This window comes from bacterium, assembly GCA_016699995.1.
In the GTDB taxonomy this organism is placed as follows: Bacteria; Patescibacteriota; Doudnabacteria; order UBA920; family UBA920; genus UBA920.
In genome coordinates this window covers 220755-243597 of record CP064996.1, presented here as the reverse complement: position 1 = coordinate 243597, position 22843 = coordinate 220755, and the positions used below count along the sequence as shown (strand labels likewise).

Annotated in this window: 34 protein-coding genes and 2 pseudogenes; 7 read left to right on the top strand and 29 right to left on the bottom strand. The window is 44.0% G+C overall.

Annotated elements, in window-relative coordinates:
* Positions 1–47 precede the first annotated feature (47 nt).
* The 18 genes and pseudogenes from rpsQ to tuf all read right to left on the bottom strand — a co-directional run bounded on the left by rpsQ (position 48) and on the right by tuf (position 10540).
* Complete coding sequence (gene rpsQ, locus IPM19_01265) at positions 48–293, bottom strand: 30S ribosomal protein S17 (GenBank protein ID QQS23178.1); 246 nt, start codon at positions 291–293, stop codon at positions 48–50.
* A 39-nt stretch (positions 294–332) separates the two neighbouring features.
* Positions 333–494: a hypothetical protein gene (locus IPM19_01260; GenBank protein ID QQS23177.1), complete on the bottom strand. Its 162-nt coding sequence runs from the start codon at positions 492–494 to the stop codon at positions 333–335.
* Between the two features lie 4 nt (positions 495–498).
* Entirely contained in the window at positions 499–906 is a 408-nt protein-coding gene (gene rplP, locus IPM19_01255; protein QQS23176.1) for a 50S ribosomal protein L16, read from the bottom strand.
* 28 nt (positions 907–934) lie between these two features.
* A pseudogene (gene rpsC, locus IPM19_01250) lies at positions 935–1587 on the bottom strand (30S ribosomal protein S3).
* A 1-nt stretch (position 1588) separates the two neighbouring features.
* The gene (locus IPM19_01245) at positions 1589–1753 is read right to left on the bottom strand and encodes a hypothetical protein (GenBank protein ID QQS23175.1); all 165 of its coding nucleotides are present in this window, start codon (positions 1751–1753) and stop codon (positions 1589–1591) included.
* Position 1754: 1 nt separating this feature from the next.
* Complete coding sequence (locus tag IPM19_01240) at positions 1755–1985, bottom strand: hypothetical protein (protein ID QQS23174.1); 231 nt, start codon at positions 1983–1985, stop codon at positions 1755–1757.
* Positions 1986–2047: 62 nt separating this feature from the next.
* On the bottom strand, positions 2048–2251 hold the full coding sequence (locus tag IPM19_01235) for a hypothetical protein (GenBank protein QQS23173.1): 204 nt from the start codon (positions 2249–2251) through the stop codon (positions 2048–2050).
* Positions 2252–2272: 21 nt separating this feature from the next.
* Positions 2273–2515, bottom strand: coding sequence for a 30S ribosomal protein S19 (gene rpsS / locus IPM19_01230; GenBank protein QQS23172.1), 243 nt, complete (start codon positions 2513–2515; stop codon positions 2273–2275).
* 120 nt (positions 2516–2635) lie between these two features.
* Positions 2636–3467 (bottom strand): annotated as a pseudogene (gene rplB / locus IPM19_01225) (50S ribosomal protein L2).
* A gap of 22 nt (positions 3468–3489) precedes the next feature.
* Positions 3490–3726: a 50S ribosomal protein L23 gene (locus tag IPM19_01220; GenBank protein ID QQS23171.1), complete on the bottom strand. Its 237-nt coding sequence runs from the start codon at positions 3724–3726 to the stop codon at positions 3490–3492.
* Positions 3727–3969: 243 nt separating this feature from the next.
* Complete coding sequence (rplD, locus tag IPM19_01215) at positions 3970–4674, bottom strand: 50S ribosomal protein L4 (protein ID QQS23170.1); 705 nt, start codon at positions 4672–4674, stop codon at positions 3970–3972.
* Positions 4675–4688: 14 nt separating this feature from the next.
* A complete protein-coding gene (gene rplC / locus IPM19_01210; protein QQS23169.1) occupies positions 4689–5360 on the bottom strand; it encodes a 50S ribosomal protein L3 in 672 nt (223 codons plus the stop codon).
* 199 nt (positions 5361–5559) lie between these two features.
* The gene (gene rpsJ / locus IPM19_01205; protein ID QQS23168.1) at positions 5560–5883 is read right to left on the bottom strand and encodes a 30S ribosomal protein S10; all 324 of its coding nucleotides are present in this window, start codon (positions 5881–5883) and stop codon (positions 5560–5562) included.
* 483 nt (positions 5884–6366) lie between these two features.
* On the bottom strand, positions 6367–6714 hold the full coding sequence (locus IPM19_01200; protein ID QQS23167.1) for a hypothetical protein: 348 nt from the start codon (positions 6712–6714) through the stop codon (positions 6367–6369).
* A gap of 542 nt (positions 6715–7256) precedes the next feature.
* Positions 7257–7697, bottom strand: coding sequence for a hypothetical protein (locus IPM19_01195; GenBank protein QQS23166.1), 441 nt, complete (start codon positions 7695–7697; stop codon positions 7257–7259).
* 93 nt (positions 7698–7790) lie between these two features.
* Positions 7791–8087 carry a hypothetical protein gene (locus IPM19_01190; GenBank protein QQS23165.1) on the bottom strand — a complete coding sequence of 99 codons (297 nt, stop codon included), beginning with the start codon at positions 8085–8087 and terminating at the stop codon, positions 7791–7793.
* Positions 8088–8354: 267 nt separating this feature from the next.
* The gene (locus tag IPM19_01185; protein ID QQS23164.1) at positions 8355–8981 is read right to left on the bottom strand and encodes a hypothetical protein; all 627 of its coding nucleotides are present in this window, start codon (positions 8979–8981) and stop codon (positions 8355–8357) included.
* A 377-nt stretch (positions 8982–9358) separates the two neighbouring features.
* A complete protein-coding gene (tuf, locus tag IPM19_01180) occupies positions 9359–10540 on the bottom strand; it encodes an elongation factor Tu (GenBank protein ID QQS23163.1) in 1182 nt (393 codons plus the stop codon).
* Positions 10541–10854: 314 nt separating this feature from the next.
* Between tuf and IPM19_01175 the strand changes: the two genes are divergently transcribed.
* From IPM19_01175 to IPM19_01155, 5 genes are all read left to right on the top strand, one after another.
* Positions 10855–11262, top strand: a complete 408-nt coding sequence (locus IPM19_01175) for a hypothetical protein (protein ID QQS23162.1) — start codon at positions 10855–10857, stop codon at positions 11260–11262.
* A 107-nt stretch (positions 11263–11369) separates the two neighbouring features.
* Positions 11370–11612, top strand: coding sequence for a hypothetical protein (locus IPM19_01170; GenBank protein QQS23161.1), 243 nt, complete (start codon positions 11370–11372; stop codon positions 11610–11612).
* Positions 11605–12009 (top strand): hypothetical protein, encoded by a 405-nt coding sequence (locus tag IPM19_01165; GenBank protein ID QQS23160.1) that lies wholly within the window; start codon positions 11605–11607, stop codon positions 12007–12009. Before IPM19_01170 ends, IPM19_01165 begins: the two co-directional genes overlap by 8 nt.
* A gap of 156 nt (positions 12010–12165) precedes the next feature.
* Positions 12166–12717 (top strand): hypothetical protein, encoded by a 552-nt coding sequence (locus IPM19_01160; protein QQS23159.1) that lies wholly within the window; start codon positions 12166–12168, stop codon positions 12715–12717.
* A 123-nt stretch (positions 12718–12840) separates the two neighbouring features.
* Positions 12841–13125, top strand: coding sequence for a hypothetical protein (locus IPM19_01155; protein QQS23158.1), 285 nt, complete (start codon positions 12841–12843; stop codon positions 13123–13125).
* A 121-nt stretch (positions 13126–13246) separates the two neighbouring features.
* Here IPM19_01155 and IPM19_01150 read toward each other — a convergent pair whose 3' ends face one another.
* The 7 genes from IPM19_01150 to rpsL form a co-directional block, all read right to left on the bottom strand.
* Positions 13247–13732, bottom strand: coding sequence for a hypothetical protein (locus IPM19_01150; protein ID QQS23157.1), 486 nt, complete (start codon positions 13730–13732; stop codon positions 13247–13249).
* A gap of 71 nt (positions 13733–13803) precedes the next feature.
* On the bottom strand, positions 13804–13941 hold the full coding sequence (locus IPM19_01145) for a hypothetical protein (protein QQS23156.1): 138 nt from the start codon (positions 13939–13941) through the stop codon (positions 13804–13806).
* Between the two features lie 8 nt (positions 13942–13949).
* Positions 13950–14351 carry a hypothetical protein gene (locus IPM19_01140; GenBank protein QQS23155.1) on the bottom strand — a complete coding sequence of 134 codons (402 nt, stop codon included), beginning with the start codon at positions 14349–14351 and terminating at the stop codon, positions 13950–13952.
* Positions 14352–14478: 127 nt separating this feature from the next.
* Entirely contained in the window at positions 14479–15168 is a 690-nt protein-coding gene (locus IPM19_01135) for a hypothetical protein (GenBank protein QQS23154.1), read from the bottom strand.
* A 114-nt stretch (positions 15169–15282) separates the two neighbouring features.
* Positions 15283–17412, bottom strand: a complete 2130-nt coding sequence (gene fusA, locus IPM19_01130) for an elongation factor G (GenBank protein QQS23153.1) — start codon at positions 17410–17412, stop codon at positions 15283–15285.
* Positions 17413–17772: 360 nt separating this feature from the next.
* Positions 17773–18285, bottom strand: coding sequence for a 30S ribosomal protein S7 (gene rpsG / locus IPM19_01125; protein ID QQS23152.1), 513 nt, complete (start codon positions 18283–18285; stop codon positions 17773–17775).
* 56 nt (positions 18286–18341) lie between these two features.
* The gene (rpsL, locus tag IPM19_01120; protein ID QQS23151.1) at positions 18342–18767 is read right to left on the bottom strand and encodes a 30S ribosomal protein S12; all 426 of its coding nucleotides are present in this window, start codon (positions 18765–18767) and stop codon (positions 18342–18344) included.
* Positions 18768–19335: 568 nt separating this feature from the next.
* Here rpsL and IPM19_01115 point away from each other — a divergent pair.
* Complete coding sequence (locus IPM19_01115; protein ID QQS23150.1) at positions 19336–20229, top strand: hypothetical protein; 894 nt, start codon at positions 19336–19338, stop codon at positions 20227–20229.
* 78 nt (positions 20230–20307) lie between these two features.
* On the opposite strand, the gene IPM19_01110 is transcribed toward IPM19_01115, so the two are convergent.
* Positions 20308–20913 (bottom strand): site-2 protease family protein, encoded by a 606-nt coding sequence (locus tag IPM19_01110; GenBank protein ID QQS23149.1) that lies wholly within the window; start codon positions 20911–20913, stop codon positions 20308–20310.
* A gap of 69 nt (positions 20914–20982) precedes the next feature.
* The gene (locus IPM19_01105; protein QQS23148.1) at positions 20983–21333 is read right to left on the bottom strand and encodes a hypothetical protein; all 351 of its coding nucleotides are present in this window, start codon (positions 21331–21333) and stop codon (positions 20983–20985) included.
* A 119-nt stretch (positions 21334–21452) separates the two neighbouring features.
* On the opposite strand from IPM19_01105, the gene IPM19_01100 reads away from it, so the two are divergent.
* Positions 21453–21644: a 50S ribosomal protein L28 gene (locus IPM19_01100; protein QQS23147.1), complete on the top strand. Its 192-nt coding sequence runs from the start codon at positions 21453–21455 to the stop codon at positions 21642–21644.
* 84 nt (positions 21645–21728) lie between these two features.
* Here IPM19_01100 and IPM19_01095 read toward each other — a convergent pair whose 3' ends face one another.
* Both IPM19_01095 and IPM19_01090 read right to left on the bottom strand, forming a co-directional pair.
* Positions 21729–22199 carry a tryptophan-rich sensory protein gene (locus IPM19_01095; GenBank protein QQS23146.1) on the bottom strand — a complete coding sequence of 157 codons (471 nt, stop codon included), beginning with the start codon at positions 22197–22199 and terminating at the stop codon, positions 21729–21731.
* Positions 22189–22818 carry an MBL fold metallo-hydrolase gene (locus IPM19_01090; GenBank protein QQS23145.1) on the bottom strand — a complete coding sequence of 210 codons (630 nt, stop codon included), beginning with the start codon at positions 22816–22818 and terminating at the stop codon, positions 22189–22191. The genes IPM19_01095 and IPM19_01090 overlap by 11 nt, the downstream gene beginning before the upstream one ends.
* Positions 22819–22843: the final 25 nt, after the last annotated feature.

The following is a 22843-nucleotide window of genomic DNA, read 5'->3' as shown; positions in this document are numbered from 1 at the left end:
TGCGAGGCGCTCTAATTAAGATTAGCGCCAGAGCCTGCGCTTTGCGCTTAGGCTTTCTTGATGACAGCGAACTTCTTGTCGCGGCTCATTGGGCGGATAGCTTCGATAACGACCTTGTCGCCGATCTCGCAGCTATTATCTGCATCGTGAGCCTTGAATCGATAGGACTTAGTGTAGCTCTTGTGGTATTTAGGGTGACGCTTGATCACATCTACTTTTACCACAACAGTTTTATCCATCTTATTCGAGACAACGGTTCCAGACATCTGTTGTTTTGTAATATGCTTTTCCATAAATTTAGATTACTTAGTTGCTCCCTGAATTAAGATGAGTTAGAATGCGAGCGATATCCTTTTTACAAGAGAAAGCTCGTTGGTGTTCTTGACCTGGCCAAGCTTGATCTTCATCTTCAGGTTTTCGCGCTTTTCCTGCAAAGTAGCCAATTCCTTTCGTAAAGCTCTTACAGATTGAGTTGTAACTTCTGAATACTTCATAACTTTAAGCCTTAATTAAGAATTTAGTCTTTACCGGAAGTTTATGTGCCGCAAGGCGCATAGCTTCGCGGGCAGCCGGTTCTGGTACTCCGTCCATTTCGAACAAGATGCGTCCCTTTTTAACTACAGCCACGAAATGAGATACAGCACCTTTACCGCTACCCATTACAGATTCGTTACCGTGATCGGTGATCGGCTTGTCAGGAAAAATGCGGATCCAAATTTTACCACCGCGGTTGATACTGCGAGTCATAGCGCGGCGGGCAGATTCAATCTGGCGGGCAGTTACAAAACTGCCTTCCATTGCTTTAAGCGCGAAACTGCCGAAGGCAATAAAATTGCCGGAAGTAGCCTTGCCTTTGTTATGACCGCGGTGATGCTTGCGGTGTTTGACCTTTTTTGGAATTAACATAAACTTGTTGAAATATTAACGAAAGAAATTATTTAGCTTCTTTGTTAGCGAAGACGTCGCCGCGGTAGATCCATACTTTAATACCGATAGTTCCGTAGGTAGTATGGGCAGTAGCCTTAGCGTAGTCGATGTCGGCACGCAAGGTGTGAAGAGGAATCTTACCGCTGGATAAATGTTCGGTACGAGCGATTTCTGCTCCATTCAAACGCCCACCGATAGCAACCTTTACACCCTTAGCTCCGGCCTGCATGACTTGCTCTAACGACTGCTTCCATTAAGCGGCGAAAAAGCGACACGGCGTTCGATCTGTTCGGCGATACCGTTAGCAATAACCTGAGCGTGCATATTAACATCACGAATTTCTTCGATATTAACTTTGAGTTCGCTCTTGATCTTTAGCTGCTTCTTAACGCGCTTCTTTAACTCTTCGATGCCGGCGCCGCCTTTGCCGATAATTAAACCAGGCTTGGTGGTGCGGATAACGATAGTAATAGTGCCGTCATTAAGGCGTTCGATATCGATACGAGACAGACCGGCTTTGCGCAAATGCTTCTCTAAGTATTCGCGGATGCGAACATCTTCCTTAAGCAGCTCGACAAAGTTTAACTTGGAATACCATTTGGATTTCCAGGTATCGGTAACTTTCAGTCTAAATGAAGTTGGATTAATCTTATTTCCCATATTATTTTATTAAATTCTCCGGTTCAGTCTTTTGATCTACTAAGCTGCCTTCGTTCTCGCGATGAACTTCTTTCACTTTCTTTTCCTTCGGCATCTTGGCTGCTTTCTCGACGGGCATTCCAACAGAACCTTCTACAGTTTGGACTGGCTTATCTGCTTTCTTCACTTTAGCCACCTTTGCGGTTTTCTTCTTTTTTACTTCCTTTTCTTCCAATACCAGATTTACGTGAGCCATCTTGCGGCGGATAATGAAGAGCGCTGCCGCGAGCACGAGGAAACGCGCGTTGCAACACCGGACCCATATCGCAGGTAATGCTCTTAATGTACAAGCCGTCGCGGTTTAGCGAGAAATTATTCTCTGCATTAGCAATCGCGGACTGAATTAGCTTTGCCACCATCGGCGCACCTTTTTATTGGTGAACTGGAAGCTGAACTAGCGCATCCCCTGCATGCATATTCTTTACCAGATTGGTAACCAGCCAGCCTTGCGAGGAGAAATGCGCAAATTGCGGGCGAAAGCCTTAACCAGCGGCTTAGTTGCCACGGCTTCGCTTTTACCTGCTGCGACTTTGCTAGCGGCTTTTTTTGGAGCAGCTTTAACAGCCTTGGCAGTAGATTTGCCAGCAACAGCTTTCTTATTCTTTTGTACAGTTTTTTCTGCCATTGGAATTGATATAAATAAAGTTTACTTAGAAGCGGCTTCGGCTTTTTGCTCTTTAGCCAGCTTACCACCATGACTGATGAACTTACGGGTCGGAGCAAATTCGCCTAACTTATGACCCACCATATTCTCGGTAACGAATACTTCGAGATGAGTTCGGCCATTGTGCACCATGAAAGTAAAACCAACCATTTCTGGAGAAATAGCACAATCGCGAGCCCAGGTCTTGATTTTATCGCCTGGCTTTCCAGCCAAAACCTTCTTCATGACGCGAGGATCTATAAATGGACCTTTTTTAAACTTCTAGACATAATTAGTAATTAACGTTTCTTTTGCCGCGGCTAGTTTTACCTAGCGCTTCGTCTAACGCTTATGCGTTAGCGCTTCTTAGCGGCGCTTAACAATAAATTTATTGGAAGCCTTCTTCTTGTCGCGGGTCTTTACGCCGAGAGCATGCTTACCCCAAGGAGTCTTAGGATATTTCATACCGATAGAGTTGCTTCCTTCACCACCACCGTGAGGGTGATCAACCGGGTTCATCACTTTACCGCGAACCTGAGGTCTCCAGCCCATATGGCGCTTGCGGCCAGCTTTACCGATGCGAACGTTCATCCAGTCGCTATTAGAGATTGCTCCAATAGAAGCGGTACAAGTTTCGCGAACTTTGCGGATTTCGCCAGATGGGAGCTTGAGGAATGCATAACCGCTTTCGATGTTCTGCAATAATACTCCGCTGCCAGCACTGCGAGCCAGCTTTCCCCCTTGGCCAGGGATCAATTCTACATCGTGAATAGTGGTACCAACAGGATGCTAGAAATTGGTAAACGATTACCAGGATGGATCTCTGCCGTGTCGCTATAAATCACCTGATCGCCAACCTTTAAACCGGCTGGAGTTAAGATCAATCGCTTTACGCCATCTCGATAGTGAATTAAAGAGATAAATGCGGTGCGGGTCGGATCATATTCTACACTCTTAACAGTTCCAGGGATATCTTTGCGATCGCTACGAATAAAGTCGACGATACGGACTTTTTTGTTAGCGCCGCCGCCACGATGGCGAACCGTAATCTTACCAGAATTGTTGCGGCCGGCTTTCTTGCCCTTGCTCATCAGTAAAGACTTTGGAGTCTTTTCTTTTTATCGAGCACCTTAGCGTAGTCTATAACGCTAGTTTGGCGGCGGGCCGGTGTAGTTGGTTTGTAAATTTTAACTGCCATAAATTTGATCTATATAAAGGTATTAACTCGGCTCAACGATATCAATTTTCTTGCTATCCGGAGTTAAGGTTACAATCGCTTTCTTGAATCCACTGCGCATGCCCTGAGTTCGGCCAAAACGGCGGCTCTTGCCTGCAACCTGAATCATGTTAATGTTAGCGATTTTAACGCCGTACATTTTTTCGACTGCGTTCTTAACTTCAATCTTATTCAACTTGCCATAGATAGTGAAAAATATATTGGTTGAATCGTCCAACAAAACCCGCTTTTTCAGAAACGCGCGGTACGATTAAACCCTTGCTGCCCAAACCACTGTTAACAACATCCACCATCTTTTGTGGAGCATCTTGCTGAGATTCCGCAGCAACTTCTGAGTCTACCTGCTTTGGCTGATCGCCAGCTACAGCATCAACTTTGACGTTGCTGTCTTCTTTTTGGAAAAAATTGCCATAAATTAATGAGTGGTTTTACTTAACTGCTGCTTCCCGCCTTCTCTGTCTGCTTAGCTTTCCGGCTTCTCTGTCTTGGTAGCAGCTTTCGCTGGTGCCTTAGGAGCTTTATCGGTAGCTTTCAAATAAGTCTTTTCTATAATAGACAAGCTGTCTTTTAGCACGAGCATAGAGTCAGCCTTGAGAATATCGGTAATGTTTAAGCTAGTTGCAAAAGCGGTAGAAACTTCTGGTAAATTGCGGGAGGCACGGATCAAAGTTTCTTCTTTCTTTGGAAGAACCATCATCTGCTTGTTACCCAGGTTGTTTAGCTTAGTATGGAAAGCCTGCATAACCTTGATAAATTCTTTTGTCTTTGGCGCTTCGAGGTTTAAGCCTTCGATTACAATAAGCTTGCCATCGCGAGCCTTGTCGGATAAGGACATGAATAGCGCTTTGGTCTTAGCTTTTTTGTTGATCTTTAAGCTCCAGTTACGATCGGAAGTAGGACCAAAAGTCACACCACCGTGTCTCCAGATTGGGCTTCGGGTACTGCCCGCGCGAGCGCGACCGGTTCCCTTTTGACGCCAAGGCTTTTTACCACCACCGCTCACTTCTCCGCGAGTCTTGGTGTTAGCCAAACCTTTGCGAGCATTATTAGCTTGAGCGCGTACGCTTTCTGCCATTAAGTGCAAAGATGGTTTGACGGCAAAGATAGCATCGCTGACTTCGATTTCGCCTACGCTTTCTGCGTTCTGATTGTATACTTGAATCTTCATATAACTATATTAGGCTATTTCTTCTTCTTGCCCTCTGTTGCTTCTGGAGCAACGATTGGCTTAGTAACACCAGTTGTAGAAATGCGCACCATGCCATTGCGAGTACCAGGCACCGCACCCTTAACTAAAATTAAACCTTTAGCCGTATCAACATCAACAATTTGCAAATTCTTTACAGTAACGGAATTAGTACCCATATGACCAGCCATGCGGTGGCCTTTGTTAACGTGCTGAGGATAGCGCTGACCAATCGAACCTACGCTGCGAGGACGGTTATGACCATGACTAGCCGGGAAACCGTGGAAGCCATGACGCTTAATGCCGCCGGCAAAACCGCGTCCCTTCATAGTACCGATAACATTGACCATTTCGCCAATTTCAAATTGTGTAGCGTCTATCTTTTGCCCGACAGAATAATCTTGCGGGTTCTCTACGCGGAATTCGATAAATTTTCCAAAAGTCCCTAGATTTTTAGAGTGACCGGCCTTAGCTTTATTAGCTTTGCGACTACCGGCAACACCAGCAGAGATACCTACCTGAACGGCGTTATAGCCGTCTTTAGTATCCGCCAGCTTAACCTGCGTAACTACCATTTCTGGCGCTTTTACTACAGTTGCTGGAATCACTTCGCCATTTTCTGCAAAATACTGAGTCATATTCAACTTTTTACCTACGATAAATTTCATAACGGTTTTGATTGGTCTCGGAAGAGACATCAGGTCCTTAAAAATAAAAAAATGCGGCTATTCACCACATAAAAACAATTCATCACGTTTGCCCCGGGCCTAAGCCTTGCAGCAAAGATGCTTTGCAATTATTCGGCGAATAGTTATCTAGCTTGAAGAGCTTTCTGGGCTCGCACAGACTAGAACCAATTCACACTGTCTAACTCATTTTGATTTCTACATCTACCCTGGCCGGAAGGCTTAGGTTAGTGAGAGAATCGATAGTCTTAGGGGTTGGCTCGAGGATATCGATCATGCGCTTATGAGTGCGCATTTCGAACTGTTCTCGGCTGTCCTTATGTACAAAAGTCGAACGAAGCACGGTGTACTTTCGCTTTGCGGTCGGCAAAGGCACTGGACCAGAAACGCTGGCGCCAGTTCTCTTAGCAGTATCAACGATTTGCTTTGCACTTTGATCGATCAGTTTATGATCGTATGCGCGAATCTTGATGCGAATTTTAGGCTTGTGTTCGGCCGTTTGCATAGTAAATGAATTGACAAGACGCTGTTTTTGCTCTTAATTGAGCCACTTTACAGCAATTAAAACTACTAGCGTTACTGCTAGCAGAACTTAATCAAAATTTTATCCCATTTTTAGGGCATTGTCAAATGATTTTCTTGAAAAATTTAAAGAAATTCTGATTTCTTTTTAATCTTGACAAAAGTCCTATTTTATGGTAGAATTTATACGTTTTTGCAAATAGTTTTGGAGGACATATGCTAAAAAAGTTCTGGAGAAGACTTTCGCTGTCGTGGTTGTTGTATTAGCTGCGGCAATGGTGTCACTGATTTTCTTTACCCCATACCTTGGGATAATTGCGCACTCACGATAAGTGGCGCAATAGCCTTAAGCCTGGGAATCTATACCATTTTTGTACATAAAATGGGAATAGAAATCGGCGGCTGGTACTAATCTTTTCAAGATGAACTGAAAAGCTCCGAAACGAATTTCGTTTCGGAGCTATTTTTATACACTTCTCTCGCGTAAGCGGAGACGATATTGATTCAATCTTTGCGGCATGCCGTACCGGTACGCAAGCTCTTCGGCCTGCTTTCTACCAGTCCGATAAGACCGAACAGCCAAGATTAAGCGAAAGCTTTTGAAAGCGCATTTCGCCAGGCGGCCATACAAGCCAGAAGTCACAATTAGCCGCTCTTCCACAGTTCCAGTAAGATCGCAGCGCATAAGATCTAGTGCTCTTTGAACCTGGAACAATCCCTGAACAGCCTTGCCGTTATTAGCGAGCGCCTCACCATAATGGCCCAAATATTCGGCTTCTTCCCTGCCACCCTTGGTGACACAATTATGAGCCATCTCGTATTTAACTTCGGCGGCTTTTTATCCCCCGATTGAGGCAGAAACATCACCATCGCGCAGGTAAACTGGGCACGAACTGCATTCGATATATCCAGGTGAATACCCTGATAAACATCATTAAGCATCTCGGATAAATACATTTTTTCGCCCGTATTCTGCCACAAGTGCTTATTCAACACTATTCGAACACCCAAGGCTGCGGCAATTCCCCGCGGCTTATCTTCGAAGTCAACAGTCTTCACAATTTCATTTAACTCCGTAAGGGCGTCTGCTCGATTACCGCGCTCGACCATTGGAGATATTACTCTTCTGACATACCCCTCAATATCTTCTTCGCTCATTTCCGCGAAACGGTTCTTCATAAGCCTCACAACTTTGGCAGATGGTTTAAATGCTAAAACTTGTGCCACAAGATTTTCCTCCTATTGTTTTTAACAAGCAATATTAGTATGTTTTAAGCCGCAAGTCAACCCGCCAAACTTATAACCTACATCCCTACTTCCTAATTATACAAAAAAAGCGAATCGCAATGATTCGCCTTATATTACGCCCGTGCAGTCATAGCCATGGGAGCTCGAATATTTCCGGAGCAAGATCGACTTTGATGTCACTATCATCATCTCCGCTAGGAGAGATATCCTCGACGGGTTCGGAAACCCGAATCGCATACTGCAGTTCGTCTTCGTGCCGATTTCGGCAGCATCTAGCTCCATAATACATCCAAGCGACTTGCCGTAACCAGCGAGTAGTTCATCCAAGCTTTCCTTTTGACCGGGAGTTAGTTCGGAAATCTTCTTTTCCAGTCTTGGGTTGTTGATCAAGAACTCCGCGGTGCGGTAACGAAAGAGTTCAATAGATTTGTCGCATGCTTGCTCGGCAAGCTCAATCTGAATTTCCGTCAGAATCTGATTTAAAAAAGCAGTGCTGCCGCTAAGCATGATGTTAATGGAGTTAATGCTGCGCCATGGACCAGTGTTCATTATCGTGACTCCTTTATTTTTTTGATAGGGTGATTCTATCGCAAGTGAATAAATTAGTTAAAACAAAAACTCCCAAAAGGGAGTTTTTAATAGCTATTGGAGCAAGCCTGGACCGCCGCCTTCTTGAGGTTGCCCATCTCTGCATGCAGCCCAATTCTGCAACAAGCTTATATACTGCGGATGATTTGCTATATTCTGAGGAGTTACTCTATTCTTCCTCGCATAGTTAGCAGCTGCTGCCCATTCTGCATCACAGTTTCCCGCCTCTTCAAAATCTGCTGAAGAGAAAAGAGGCTGAGGGCGATTAGCATCGATATAACCAATTACACCACCACCTATAACCAAACCGATTAGCAGTCCTACAATTAAGGATTGTTGATCAAATTTCATATTTAAATTTCGTGGGTTTAATAAACCCTTAATAATGTATTTAAATTATCGTTTAATAATGTTTATTTGGCAAAAAGGTTATCCACAAGCCGGAAAATATAAAACTCCCCTTTCGGGGAGTTATTGCTCCTGCTTAATTGATGTGAGGATTGATGAATCCCAGTGCTGACTCTTTGGTATATCCGACATTTTCTGCCCGCTCTGCTTCTAAATTATCAGTAGTCCATAAATGGTCGTTAGTACTAGCCTTATATAAACGGTGCATGGTCAAACCACGATACCCGCCGGCTGTATATCCCATCGTTCCTCAAAACGGTAACCGCCATTAGAAGTTAATGCTTGTTTCTCTTCTTCGTTCGTTGTATAGAAATGCTTATTCTGAGAAGGATTATATAGTCGATATATAGGATTGCTATTCCCTGCTGAATTTATGTCGAATACGTACCCCGCAACCCCTTCATATTTGAATCCTGATTTTGTGACAGCGCTGTCACCTTCGGTCTTGCTAGTAGTGTAAAAATGCTTGCCTGACCGAGGATTATAATAACGGTATATTGTATTTTGTTTATCCAAGTATGATTCCCCTCCGCAAGCGTACCCTAAAGTACCAGTACGACTATAATTACTGGTTGGGTTGCGGGTACCTTGATAAAAAACAACATCGGTAATTGAATCGTCTGCTGCAAAGTGCAAGGCCGTTCCATTGCCTTCTGTTTGCGCTATATATCCGACTACACCCTCATGAGCGCCGTAAGATTCCGAAACATTATTGCTTGCAAAATAACGATGAGCCCCGGTTGCAGATCGATAATATCTCTGAATGGGCAAAGTATCCGAGTTAGGTGCAGCTAAAATATTTGCGACAATGCCATCATAGCGATAGCCGTACTGCATAACCTGAAATACCTCACCTTTGTTTGTAGTATAAAAATGACGCCCACTGGGCTTTGTTAAACCAAATAGCGGCGCACAAGCCCCTGTCTGAGCTTTAGCTATGGGAAACTGTATAAAACCACCAATAAGTAATACAACTAGAGTTAAGGGTAATATATATTTTTTCATATGATTAGATTATTTTCTTGTCTATTCATATTAAATTATACCAAAAATTGAGAAAAGTAATGATATCACAAACCGGAAAATATAAAACTCCCCTTTCGGGGAGTTTCTATGATTGAGATGAAAATAAAAACTATTTGCTATGAAGGGAGTCAGCTAGCGCCGTCACGAAGTGACGAAAGCGCTCCCTTCGTGCAAATAGTTTTTATATATTATTTTACAATCTTAACGACAACACCAGCACCAACAGTTCGGCCACCTTCACGGATAGCGAACTTGCCTTTTTCTTCCAAAGCGATTGGAGTAATAAGCTTTACGTTGATGTTAACAGTATCGCCAGGCATAACCATTTCTTGGCCTTCTGGCAAGATAACTTCACCGGTTACGTCGGTAGTGCGCACGTAGAACTGAGGCTTATAACCCTTGAAGAAAGGAGTGTGGCGTCCGCCTTCTTCTTTGTTCAAGATATAAACTTCAGCTTCGAATTCAGTGTGAGGAGTGATAGAACCAGTCTTAGCCAAAACTTGGCCGCGTTCTACTTCTTCCTTCTTAACACCGCGGAGCAACAAACCTGCGTTGTCACCAGCCATACCTTTGTCCAACTGCTTGTTGAACATTTCGATACCGGTAACTACAGTCTTAGAAGTTGGTTTGATACCAACGATTTCTACTTCTTCGTTGATGTTGATGATACCGCGTTCGATACGACCGGTAACTACGGTACCGCGACCTTCGATAGTAAAGATATCTTCGATAGGCATCAAGAAAGGCTTGTCGGTTTCGCGAGTTGGTTCTGGGATGAAAGTATCCAAAGCTTCTACAAGCTTAGTGATAGTTTCTTCGTTAGCAGCATCTCCTTCGAGAGCCTTTAACGCGGAACCGCGAATGATTGGGGTGTCTTTGCCAGGGAATTCGTACTTGTTAAGCAAGTCGCGAATTTCTTCTTCTACCAAGTCGAGAAGTTCTGGATCAGAAACCTGGTCTACCTTGTTCATGTAAACAACGATAGAAGGTACGCCTACCTGACGAGCGAGCAAGATGTGTTCGCGAGTCTGAGGCATAGGACCATCAGCAGCAGATACCACAAGAATCGCACCATCCATCTGAGCAGCACCGGTAATCATGTTCTTGATGTAGTCGGCGTGACCAGGACAGTCTACGTGAGCGTAGTGACGCTTGTCGGATTCGTATTCGCTGTGAGAGGTATTAATAGTAATACCGCGAGCTTTTTCTTCCGGTGCGTTGTCGATCTGGTCGTAAGCTTTCGCTTTAGCGTGTCCAGACTTTGCAAGCACGGTAGTGATAGCAGCGGTCAATGTGGTTTTACCGTGGTCTACGTGACCAATGGTTCCCACATTAAGGTGAGGCTTTGAACGATCAAATGCTTCTGCCATTTTTACCTTTCGTCTATATCTTCTTTTTGGTACCGAGATACCCTCGCTCCTTCCCCTATCGATGCGAGGAAAAAGAGAGGGTTTCTCTTTTTTTCACTTAGGAATCCAGGTGACTAAAAAGTTTAGCGTATAGAATTTTAATGATTTAAAAACTGGCGGCCGCAAAGCGCGCCAATCACAAATTATTTTATGGCTTTTAAGCCAGGTTGTCAAGCTTTGAGCCGTGCATCCCGGATTCAGAAGAAGAAACGGCGACTACCTTGACATATGTAGTATTATATTGCAAAATATGAAGTCATATAAGGAGGACATAAATGAAACCAACATCTAGACTGCTTATACTTTGCCTGCTGATTGTCTTGCCTAATCTGTTTATCTCGTGCGGCGCAAACAGGTTGTCGGAAAAGCAAGTAGAGGAAGCTAAACAGGAAGCCAGGAAATTCGCCGGACGTTATAAAGTGATGGCTATCCGCACGGCTAACGTTAGCGAATACAGCTACGAGGTAGATATAATTCTGCAACCAGCATCTGGGCTCGAAAGAAAGAGTATAACCTTCCGGAGCGGTTCTTGCTTGAATAGAATTGTAAAGGGATGGAAACTCGCTGAGCAGGACGAGTTCTATTTTGAATTCAGAGACAAACCCAGCGACCCCGCTTGCCCAGGCCGCCCGTATCCATTTTTAAATTATTTGGATGTAAACTTGGTGAAGTTGCCTTCATAAAGACTTGCGATGCGAGTCTTTTTTATTTCGGTGTTTTGCCGGGTATTGCTTAAAATCACGGCACATGATATAACTAGTTATAAAATCTTAAAGGAGGTGAATAGAATATGGACCACACTGTGTTCAAGCAAAAATGGCGGCGCACGTCCGACAGCGGTGAAGAGTTCGTATACTCAATACACCTTAACTCAGACAAAGCCCGATTGTTTGCAGAACGAGAGCTAAACAAGCCCAGCTTACCAGGACTCTCACCTGCAGGCCCCCTAACGCCTTGGACTGTAAATAATGAAATCTTTGGATTTCTCCATTCAGTAAACGGCATCTGGACCGAAGAACAAGCTTTTGTATAAAACTGGAGGTAAAATGGAAGCTGCAGCAACACCCGTGATCAACTGGAACGACGTTAAAGAATTAATCCGAGAAACCTGGGAGCAACACTTATCCAATCGTAAAGATCAGCACCGATTGCATATTTTCCTAGGTCGAGCAAAATCGTTCACTTATGAGCAAAAGGTTGAGGAAGGAAAACTTTCTTTTATTTTTCTGGAGAAGTATCTGCGGACCAACCCGCAGTTCATGGGACCGCTCTTTGCTTCTGGACTAGTTGCAAAAGTGGAGCTCTACGGCATGACCAGCCATGACCAGATCTTTCTGACCATTAATGATCTGACGGATTTGGACGGACCCACTGCTCCGGAACGATTCACTGTTGAATCGCTAACTTTTGTCGAAGACTTTGAGCCATAGGCTGATTTTATCTAAAACGCGAATATATTCGCGTTTTTATTATGCCTGTTTGGTAAATTTTAATAAAAAACGCAGTATTGACAAAAGTACTATTTTGTGGTAAAATATACACACAAAAATCAGATACCAACCCCAAAAAAAAGGAGAATGAATAACGTGGCTAAATTAAGCGAACGCGAAATTGACGAAGGTTTTGAAGAAGCTGGCGAAGTGCCCTGCCCCGCAGAACTCCGCGAAGAGGATATGACTCCTCATGAAGCAGCTGTCGAGAGCCTTCGCAGCGACATCGAAAACGAATACACGAACTTCGGAGACGCCGTCGCATGCAACGATCATGGCCGCCTTCATGGTGCTGTCGGCTGCTCAGCTTGCAGAAATGCAATGCACAGCGAGATCGACATACTCGAAAGAGTTAGCAAGGCTTTCCGATTCGACGTAGGAGTCTTTAACTACGGAAACTTCATGCTTCTAGATCTGATGCTCGCGTGGCTCGAAAGCAATGGCGAGTTCTGGTCGGAACCGGAAGTTAACACATTCGGCATTCCCGATAACAAGCTCACTCTGTGGTTTAAAGGCCCAGAGCATATGGCGCTACAGAACTTCAAATCTGCTCTGAAGAAAAAAGGGCTGATTATGAAGTTCGACACCATCGAGATCGATCCAGCTGATCGTAGAAACGGCAAAATCAGCTGCGCTAACACCGCTTAGGAAGTTACGCGGAGACTCGACGTATGGCTCGAATTCCGCAACGAAGCGGAGATCGAGGAAATGCAGGAGGCCAATACTGTCGCTGCCGTTTAACAGCAGCTCGACTAGAAGGAGAAGAGCAACATGAAGATATTTTTGGTGGTATTTATGGCTCTGTACGCCGATCAGTGCAGTTCAGGTCCGGTCGTCAATTCATCGGAGGAAAATAAGCCAGCGATAATCGACAAAGGAGAGGGCGTGTTCTATTTCGATGTTGTAAAGAAAAACTTCAACGACGAGTTGGTAAAATTCCGGAAGGAAAGACCTCAGCTCCGAATAATCAGCATCGCTGACGATTCAGCAACCCCACACGGACAAACCCTCGGCTACTGGGTCGTTACCGAGCCAGTCGGTCGATGCGTGCAGTAAATAGGCACGTACAACTTAAACAGCGCAGGTTCAATTTAGGACCTGCGCTTTTCTTTTTAAAAAAACGCGAACATGATGTTCGCGTTTTCATTTTGCCTTTGCATGTTATGCAGCAACTAAATTATATATCGTCAAAGTTGGGTTTGATCTCCTCATCCGAATCTTCTACCATTGGCGAGGCTGACGGAGTTTGCATTATTGGAGGTTGGCCAAAAGTAGGATCCATTACCTCTTCGCGCATATCATATTCAGGCGGCTCCTGGCGACCATATGGAGAGGAGACAAATAAATCCCTCGCGCGGCGCGCTAAAATATTTTTTATTGGTGAAGGGGGTGAATACATATGTATTGGATTAACAGGCGCAATAGTTTCCAAATTTTTATTATCCAAGTCTACATTATCGCTTAGCTGAGCCTGCAAAATTTCTCTATTCACAACCTCAGGATCTAATGCAGGAACAGCAATCTTATCCCCTACCCCGTTCTTCGGAGTTAAACCAGCATACTGACCCTCAGATAAAAACACACCTTTAACTTCCCCGTCTTCATTTACGATAATGACTTTCCCATTTTTACCTGCTAATTGCAATAAATCTTTGATATCCATACTCCATACTATAATCCTCCGAGGTATTCTTGGCAAATAAAAAAGTGCCGCATATATTACGACACCATATTTTAAGTTTTAGTAAAAATACCCCAGCTGGAGTGGAAAGCTGAAATCACATCCTCAGCTATATCATCGCCTACCAGCTCGGCAATTTCTTCGACGGAAGCGTTCTTGGTAAGCGCGTCCCGCACCATAGACGCAGACAAGCCCTGCACTATAGAAAGCTTTTTACTGTACCTATCAACAGAAAGCACTTCCCTGCCATATTTAATAGAGACTTCACTGTCTTCCATTGATCCGGTATATAAGATGGTTTTCTCTGGATCAAAGCCGCAGTTAACCAGCACGTCAGTGGTCTGCTGTTCCCAGAGATCGTTGCGCGGCTTAAAATCCGGCAAACCCTGTATGCGTAATTTTGGGAAAACTTTTTTACAAAGCTCCGACGCTGAATGTAATCGAAGATATTTCGATAACTCTGGGGCTCATTACAGCTACCAATGAGCAGTAGACTGTTCCTATAGCCGAACTCATCGATCATAGATCGAATCAACCTCCGATGGCCAAGATGCATGGGGCACATGCGCCCGACTATATAAGCATGTTTGTACTTTTTCATAAGTCCTCCTGTTTATGACTACCAATACTAACATAGTTACTACCATCAATCAAGAATAATTATTTAAACTAAATAAAAAGTGCCGGTCATGTTCCGACACTGTCTCTTAAAAATTGCCTTATCAAGGCTACCCATTGCGAGTTTGCAATTGAACGCTACCGTTAACAACCTCGGCCAAATGATTCAACTCCATTTCTTCAGAAGACAATAATGCATCATCAGAAATAGTCAGCTGAAGACTGGCGATTGTGTTTTTATGAGCTCCGCGAATGTCCTCGTACTTACTGTGAATGCGCTCGAGTCTTTCACGGTTGGCTTGTATCACAGGAAGTTTTTCATGAATCCGCTCGACAAGTAGTTTAGTATTCTCTCCGGTTTCATCAAACGCAGATTGAATATTAACTATATCGATCAACTCCTGAACTCTGGAATTATGATTTTCGATAGAATTCGCGAGCGGTATTGCCACGGTAGTAAAAAGCTTGTCTTTAATTTCTTCCTGGGTTTTGTTAATTTTAGAGTGATCCCAGGTGAATTTGTAAGTCATCGCAAAGGTCATAACGATCATCGCAATAATGATTACATTATCAAGAGTATGCAGCGGCGTTTGACTCAACCAATGAGCAAAAAATATCACGCCCGTTACTGCCGCAAAAAACAGTAATCCGACCAACGTCTTGATCAAACGCTCAAAAAAACTTTTTGAGAATTTGATCTTCTCTACATCCTTGCTCACGGCAGGGCCGATTGCAATTTTACTACTATCCAAAGCTGCAATCAAACTGGTTTCATCGCTCTCTACAAAATCTTCGTCCATATGTCCTCCTAGCTGGTCGGCTCATTATAACAGGAGGTAGAAAAATAAACAATAAAAAAACCGCCCCATACGGAGCGGTTTTTATATTTGCAGCTATAATCGCCACCATTGTTACTATTGCCCCTTACGAACATTCATGCCCGCGCGAGATTCAATAATAGTGTTAGCAACGTTCTTTGGAACTTCTTCGTAATGATCGAATTCCATGATACTAGATGCCTGGCCTTGAGTTAAGGAACGCAATTGAGTTGCGTAACCGAACATTTCGGCCAACGGTACGAAAGCAGTAACCACCTTGCGGCCGGTAATGTCTTCCATATCCTGGATCTTAGCGCGCTTGGAGTTTAAATCACCGATTACGTCACCCATATTTGCTTCTGGAGTTGTAACTACAACTTTCATCACCGGTTCGAGCAAGATTGGATCACCTTTCTTAACGGCTTCTTGCAAACACTTAGATGCAGCGATTTTGAAGGCCATTTCGGAAGAATCAACTTCGTGATAGCTACCGTCGTAAACCGCGGCTGAGAAGTCCACCAATGGATAACCAGCGATTACACCGTTTGCAGCAGATTCTTGAATACCTTTATCAATTGGTTTGATGTATTCTTTTGGAATTACACCACCAACAATTTCGTCGATAAATTTGTAACCAGAACCTGGTTCGAGAGGTTCGACACGCAAGTACACGTGACCATACTGACCACGACCACCGGATTGACGGATATACTTAACTTCTGCAGTCGCCATCTTCTTGAAGGATTCCTTAAAGGCTACTTCTGGCTTACCTACATTAGCTTCTACTTTAAATTCGCGCTTCATGCGGTCTACTAAAATTTCCAAGTGAAGTTCGCCCATACCAGCAATAATTGTCTGCTGGGTTTCTTCGTTGGAAGAGACTTTAAAGGTTGGATCTTCTTCGGCAAGCTTTTGCAAAGCAATACCCATTTTTTCCTGGTCAGCTTTAGTCTTTGGCTCGATCGCCATGCTAATAACCGGATCTGCGAATTTGATCTTTTCTAATTCGATCGGAGCATTTTCGGCACACAAAGTGTCGGCAGTAATAGTTTCTTTCGGACCTACCAACGCACAAATGTCGCCAGCAAATACTTCTTTTACCTCATCACGCTGATCCGCGCGCATACGTACGATACGCCCGACGCGTTCTTTGTTGCCAGTACGAGCATTGAGCACATAACTGCCAGCTTGCAAAGTACCAGAGTAAACGCGGAAGAAAGCCAAGCGACCCACAAAAGGATCAGTGGCAATTTTGAAAGCCAATGCAGTAAAGGGTTCTTCATCCTTAGCGTTGCGTTCCAACTCTTCGCCGGTCTTTGGGTTGTGGCCTTTAACAGCACCTTTATCGGTTGGGCTTGGCAAGAAGTTTCCAACAGCGTCCAATAATGTACGCACGATAATACCACGGCCGTCACCGCCGAATACTGGGAAGAATTCACCGCTCTGTACAGCCTTACGGATGGTCTTTAACAATTCATCCTCTGTTAAAGCTTCGCCGCCAAGATATTTTTCCATCATGGCTTCGTCGAATTCAACAACTTTTTCAATTAATTCCTGGCGATACTTTTCGCACTTTTCCTGCATGTCTGCTGGAACTTCGCCAATAGTAAATTCTTTGTCTGTGTAATCCTTATAGGTGTAAGACTTCATTGTTACCAAGTCGACGACACCGACAATGTCTTTTTCGAAACCGATTGGCAACTGAACAGGAAACGCGTTCTTAGTTAAACGTGTGTGGATAGAATCTAAAGACTTATAAAAGTCGCCGCCGGTTTGGTTGATTTTGTTAATAAAGCACATGCGAGGCACGCCGTACTTGTCGGCCTGGCGCCACACGGTTTCGGACTGGGGCTCTACGCCCATCTTTCCGTCGAATACAGTGATTGCACCATCGAGCACGCGCAAAGAACGCTCTACTTCTACAGTAAAGTCTACGTGACCAGGCGTGTCGATAATGTTGATTTTGTATTCTGGGATGTTCGAATCCTCAATCTTAATATATTGAGGCTTCCAGTAACAAGTTACGGCCGCAGAAGTAATAGTGATACCGCGTTCGCGTTCTTGTTCCATCCAGTCGGTTACAGTTTCACCTTCGTGCACTGCGCCGATCTTGTGGATCATGCCGGTGTTGTACAAGATACCTTCGGTAGTTGTAGTTTTGCCGGCATCGATGTGAGCGATAATCCCGATATTACGGGTCGCTTCTATTGGATATTCTCTAGGCATTTTTAATTATTTAATGGATTTTTAATTGATATTGACTGTTTTGGTCAAATTAGATATAGTTTGATGTTCAACTGAACAGGAGGGAAATAAATGAAATATAATTACTGCGTATTCTACACATTCAGAAGCAAGCGCAGAATAGCCTTCGTTAATTACGGGAAAGCAGTGGTCATCACAAACGGTATGGTGGAAAAGTTTGAGCAAGTGGTCGAGATGGAAAGTGAAATCCGGAGACGAGCTCCTGAACACTATACTGACATCTGTTTAACTAATTACATCCAACTTGGTGAGCATAAAACTTCATAAGTGGTTTGTCTAAAAGTGCGTTCTAAAATTTAGGACGCCTTTTTTATTTCCCTACTACTTCCTCTTGCTTCCAAATCTTGCAAAGTGAGCAAACGCTTTGTTGGCTTCAGCCATACGGTGAGTATCTTCGCGCTTCTTTACTGCAGCGCCCAATTTATTGAAAGCATCAACAACTTCCTGGGCTAGTTTAGTAGCCATAGGCGCACCCTTGCGAGCACGTGCTGCGGCAATCATCCATTTCATTCCAAGTGCGGTGCGGCGTGGTTCTTGAACTTCCATTGGAACCTGATAGTTAGAACCACCAATACGGCGACCTTTGATTTCCATAATTGGAGAAACATTCTTTAACGCAATGTCGAAGACCTGACGTGGATCAGTAACTTCGGCATCCTTTTCTTTCTTCATTTTTTCTTCTACTAAATCCAAGGCAGTGTAAAAGATTCTCTGAGATACGCTCTTCTTGCCGCGTTCCATCAAGTAGTTGATGAACTTAGCATACTTTACGCTGCTAAACTTTGGATCTGGTTCTGGGGTTCGTTTTTCAAAACTTCTTGCTCTTCGTGGCATGTTAGTTTTTCCTTTCTGAATTTATGCCGAGCGCTTATATAGCGACGGCAAAGTTATTAAGCAGCGGCAGACGGACGCTTGGTTCCGTACTTACTGCGAGAGCGTTTTCGACCTTCAACGCCTAAGGTGTCGAGTTTACCTCGAACAATGTGGTAGCGAACACCTGGTAAATCTTTTACACGTCCGCCACGGATCATGACTACACTGTGTTCCTGCAAGTTGTGACCAACTCCTGGGATGTAAGCTAAAACTTCCATGCCGTTAGTCAACTTAACTTTTGCAATCTTACGCAAAGCCGAGTTTGGCTTTTTTGGTGTGGAGGTATAAACCTTCAAACACACGCCGCGCATAAACGGGCTGCCGGTCTTGATGAACAAAGTCTTGTTCTTGATCAAGTTCTGACGGCGTTGCAATGCCGGAGATGCGCTTTTGGTAGTAAGCGGTTTGCGAGGCTTACGTACCAATTGGTTAATAGTTGGCATTTACTGAATGACCTTTCTGTGGACTGACACGTGCAGCTGGCAAAATTGCCGGCCGCGCCCATTAATTTACAAAACAAAAACTGACCTTAGAGTCAGTCTCTACGGTTCGCTGTCTTGGTACTCTGACGAAGCCTGTGCCAGTTAATTCCCAATTGAGCGACAAATGTGTCGGTAATTCCTTAAGTTAGGGGCTTCTAACGAATTGTATGGAAATTATACCTATTTCGATGAATAAATGCAAGGGAATAAATAAAAATTCCTGATTTACAAAGAAACACATACTTAAACCAATAATCGAAGTCGATAAATATCACATATTGTTGGGTATTGACAAAATTGATATTTTATGCTATAATTTCCAGTTAACCTTAAATGGCTTTAATTGTGCTGAGTTTACTGGTTTATTCCAGACCCAGCACGGTAATAGTCTGGGGTTGATGCACATTTACAAGCAGTTTATTAGGTTTGCTTCCACACAGCGCTTTTGCGCCCCGCAGCGGACAAAGGCCAACGAGGCCGCCGTCCACCATTTTTGGTTTTTGAAGGGCACTGCCCAGGAGAAAAGAAAATGAAGAAAGGAATGTTTAGTAAAGGGCTGGAAGTTATTTACATCATCGGGGTCGAGTTCATCGGCCTCACGGGAGTATTCTACCCGAAGACAACGACCCGGACCGGGGAAATAGTCGAGTTCCCGGAGATCGAGATCGTGCCGAATGCCGGCACAACAGGGAATTTCTTTGTAAAGTGCCACGACAACATCGAGGCACTCGACAATACGGCCGTGCTCCGGCAAGACGACGTGCTCCGCATTGATGAATGCGGTCAGATGATCGTCATCGCTGGACCGTCGCGATACGGCAACTCGCCTATCCGACGCGAGATCGCCCGGACGTCGCTGAGCCAGAATATTTTGGCCAAGCACAACGACGCGATCAAAGCCGGAAAGGACCAGGATCTGGTCGTCTTCACGAATGACGGCAAGGTCGTTTACGACCAGAAGGTCGTTGGCAAAAACGAAGCCATCGCCGTGATGGTGTTCGAAAATCGCAGAGGTCGCTGGTTCGTCGAGAGTATCGTGGTCCGTTCGGGCTACGAAAAGCTCGGCGGCAAGAACGACACCGTTATCGAACGTGTCGCAAAGGCCATTGGCCGCGAGCTTGCCGGCTATCGCCGGCAACCGTCGGGAGTACTCGAGCAGCAGCAGAACACTGCTCTGAGAAGGTGGCTGCCGGAAGCCAAGGCCCAGTTCGAAGCTGAAGAGCTAGAACTGACAACGGTGGCACTCAAGAGGCTTCCGAGAAAAACTGTGGTCCCTGTAGAGGACTACATCTACACGTTTTTCCGCCGAAACGAGAAGCCGGCGGAATGCAAGAACCACACCGGAACGTTTCCGGTGATGGACATCAGAACACTCGTGGAACGAGGCCACTCCACGGCCATTCGCGCGGCGATCACCCACTAACAAACTGCTTATAAATACTTTGCCCGAACCTTTCGCAAGAATGGTTCGGGCATTTTTTTATTTCAAATAAGTTTTATTCTAGAAAGTAACCCCAAAAAGTCGGAAAAACAGCGTGACAACCGGCAGCAATATCTTTTCCAATATGCCTAAGAACAAGAATATAATAACCAAGACAAATCCAAATCTTTCTAGTTCCAGCAGTTTGTACATAATGTTATCCGGCAACACCGAAGCGACAATTTTACTTCCATCCAACGGAGGAATCGGCAATATGTTAAACACTGCCAATACAAGATTAATCAGCACAGCCTTTAACCAGATCTCCGCCATTACTCCATCTACCAATCCGAATTTTACTGGCAGCATAAACAATACTGCGAGGATTAAATTGCTCAGCGGCCCCGATAAAGACACTAATGCCATCCCTAACCGGCGCGGATGGAGATTGTTAAAGTCAACCGGTACTGGCTTGGCCGCACCAAATACAATCGGACTACCGACAAATAGCAAGAGCGCGGGCAGCATAATGGAGCCAAACGGATCAATATGAGGAATTGGATTTAGGGTAATACGCCCTTCATCCCGAGCAGTACTGTCTCCTAATTTTTCCGCCATTAAGCCATGACTAACTTCGTGAACGATCGCCGAAAAAAGCAATATAACTAATGTAATCAAAATTTCCATGCTTGTATTTTAGCATATGTTAAGAGAAATGAATTTTTAGAAAAATAAAAACAGCCCAAGTTAGGACTGTTAATTCGTTGTTGAACCATTCAGCATTGATTCAATATATTCGCGTCTTTTTTTCCAGAACACCGCTACTGGGATCACTCCAGCGGCCACAACGACAACCACGAAAGGATGTACATATTCATACAAAGATAAACCTACCAGGAGCGTGACAAATACTGGGAGATACATGCCTTTTGCCAGGCCAAACAGCTCCTTAAACTTGCCTTTAAGCGTGTCTGGTCTGGGAAAAACTTGAGTAAAATTCTCGGCTATATCCCTGATGACCAGCACGATCCACGCCGACATCATAGCCTTTGGGATGGCGTAAATCGCCAAAATTAAAATCAAAAGCGCATATTCCCCAATATTCATATATCTTTCCCCCTCTAAGGTATTGCCAAATATAACACAATAGTATATACTTAACAAGTATTTAATTTAAAGCTTAATTCCGCACAAGGTTTATTTTGCGGAAATATATAGGATTTTATATGCCAAGAATGTGTACCATTTGCGGCAAGACTTACTCTAAAACCGTGAAGCGTTCGCACAGTATGCGCGCTTCTATCGTCCGACTCAAAGCTAACTTGCAATGGACTCGCGACGACAGCAATAATAGAGTTAAGGCTTGCACACGCTGCATTAAAGCGAAAACCAAAAAGGTCGCTAAAGTAGCCGCTTAAAAAACTGCTTCCGAATAGAAGCAGTTTTTTGTTTTGCAAAATGAATGCCTGCGCAGCAAGTATATGCCAGTGAAGTAAACTTAATTATTTTTTATTCATCTGCCAAACCTCTTTTTCCAGTTTAGTAGCAATGAATACCCAGATAATGTACGGCAGCATCAGAACAGCTGCGATAGGAGCTATGAAAATCATGATTACAGCTGCAGCAATAGCCGTGATGTTCATGATAATCATATGCTTGTATGCTTTTTTAAAATTGTGTTCTATGAAGAAAACTTTATTCCAGGTTGCATTCAGATAAGCGTTAGTCAGCATTAAGGCGCCTACAATAAAATGCCAAAAACTAAAAACGGGTACGTTCCAAAACCACATCACTGCAAAACCAGTAATGACGTACAGAAAAGTCCATATCTCGCCGATGATTTTTCCGGTCGGGGTCCACTTCGGTTTTTTAAGATGCGCGTACCAAGTCTTTAAACCCTGCTTGGCATATCTGACTCCAAAGTACGAAGTAGCAATAATAATTGCGGGGATGATAATAAAATTAAATTTCATAAGCTTTCCCTAATTCCGGATCTATAAATTGAACATTCAATTTTTCGCACCACATTTTGGCAAAGCGGTAAAAAGCTCCGCCGCCGCCCCTTATAAAACCGTCATGGATAGGAAAATTTATGTCGGCCTGGATCTTGGTAATGTAGTCTAAAGTTTCCTCTACTTTGCTCCATGGCGCAGCCACCGGCAAAAGCAATGTCTTTACGGGTTTACTAGGTACTAGCAACGCGTCGCCGGGATGAAAAATTGAGTCGTTAATTAGATAGCCAGTATTCTGGAATTTAGGCAGTTCAGGATGCATAACAGCATGCTCGTTGCCAAAAGCTTCTAAAGTATAAGAGCCTACGCTCACAGTACTACCTTCTTCTACAATCTCGCAGGCAATGTCATGTTTGTCGAGTTCGGCTTTTACTTCGAAGTTAGTAATTATTCGAGGGTTATTTGCGAGCAATGGTTTAAGCACATCAATATCAACGTGATCCTGGTGCACATGAGTTATCACGATTGCATCGACAGTCAAATCTTGCGGCACTCCACCATACAAACCAGGATCAAACAACAGCTTTGTCTGACCATCATCTATCAATATGCAGGAATGGCTAAATTTAGTAACTTGCATAATCTATAATATAAGTATACTATTA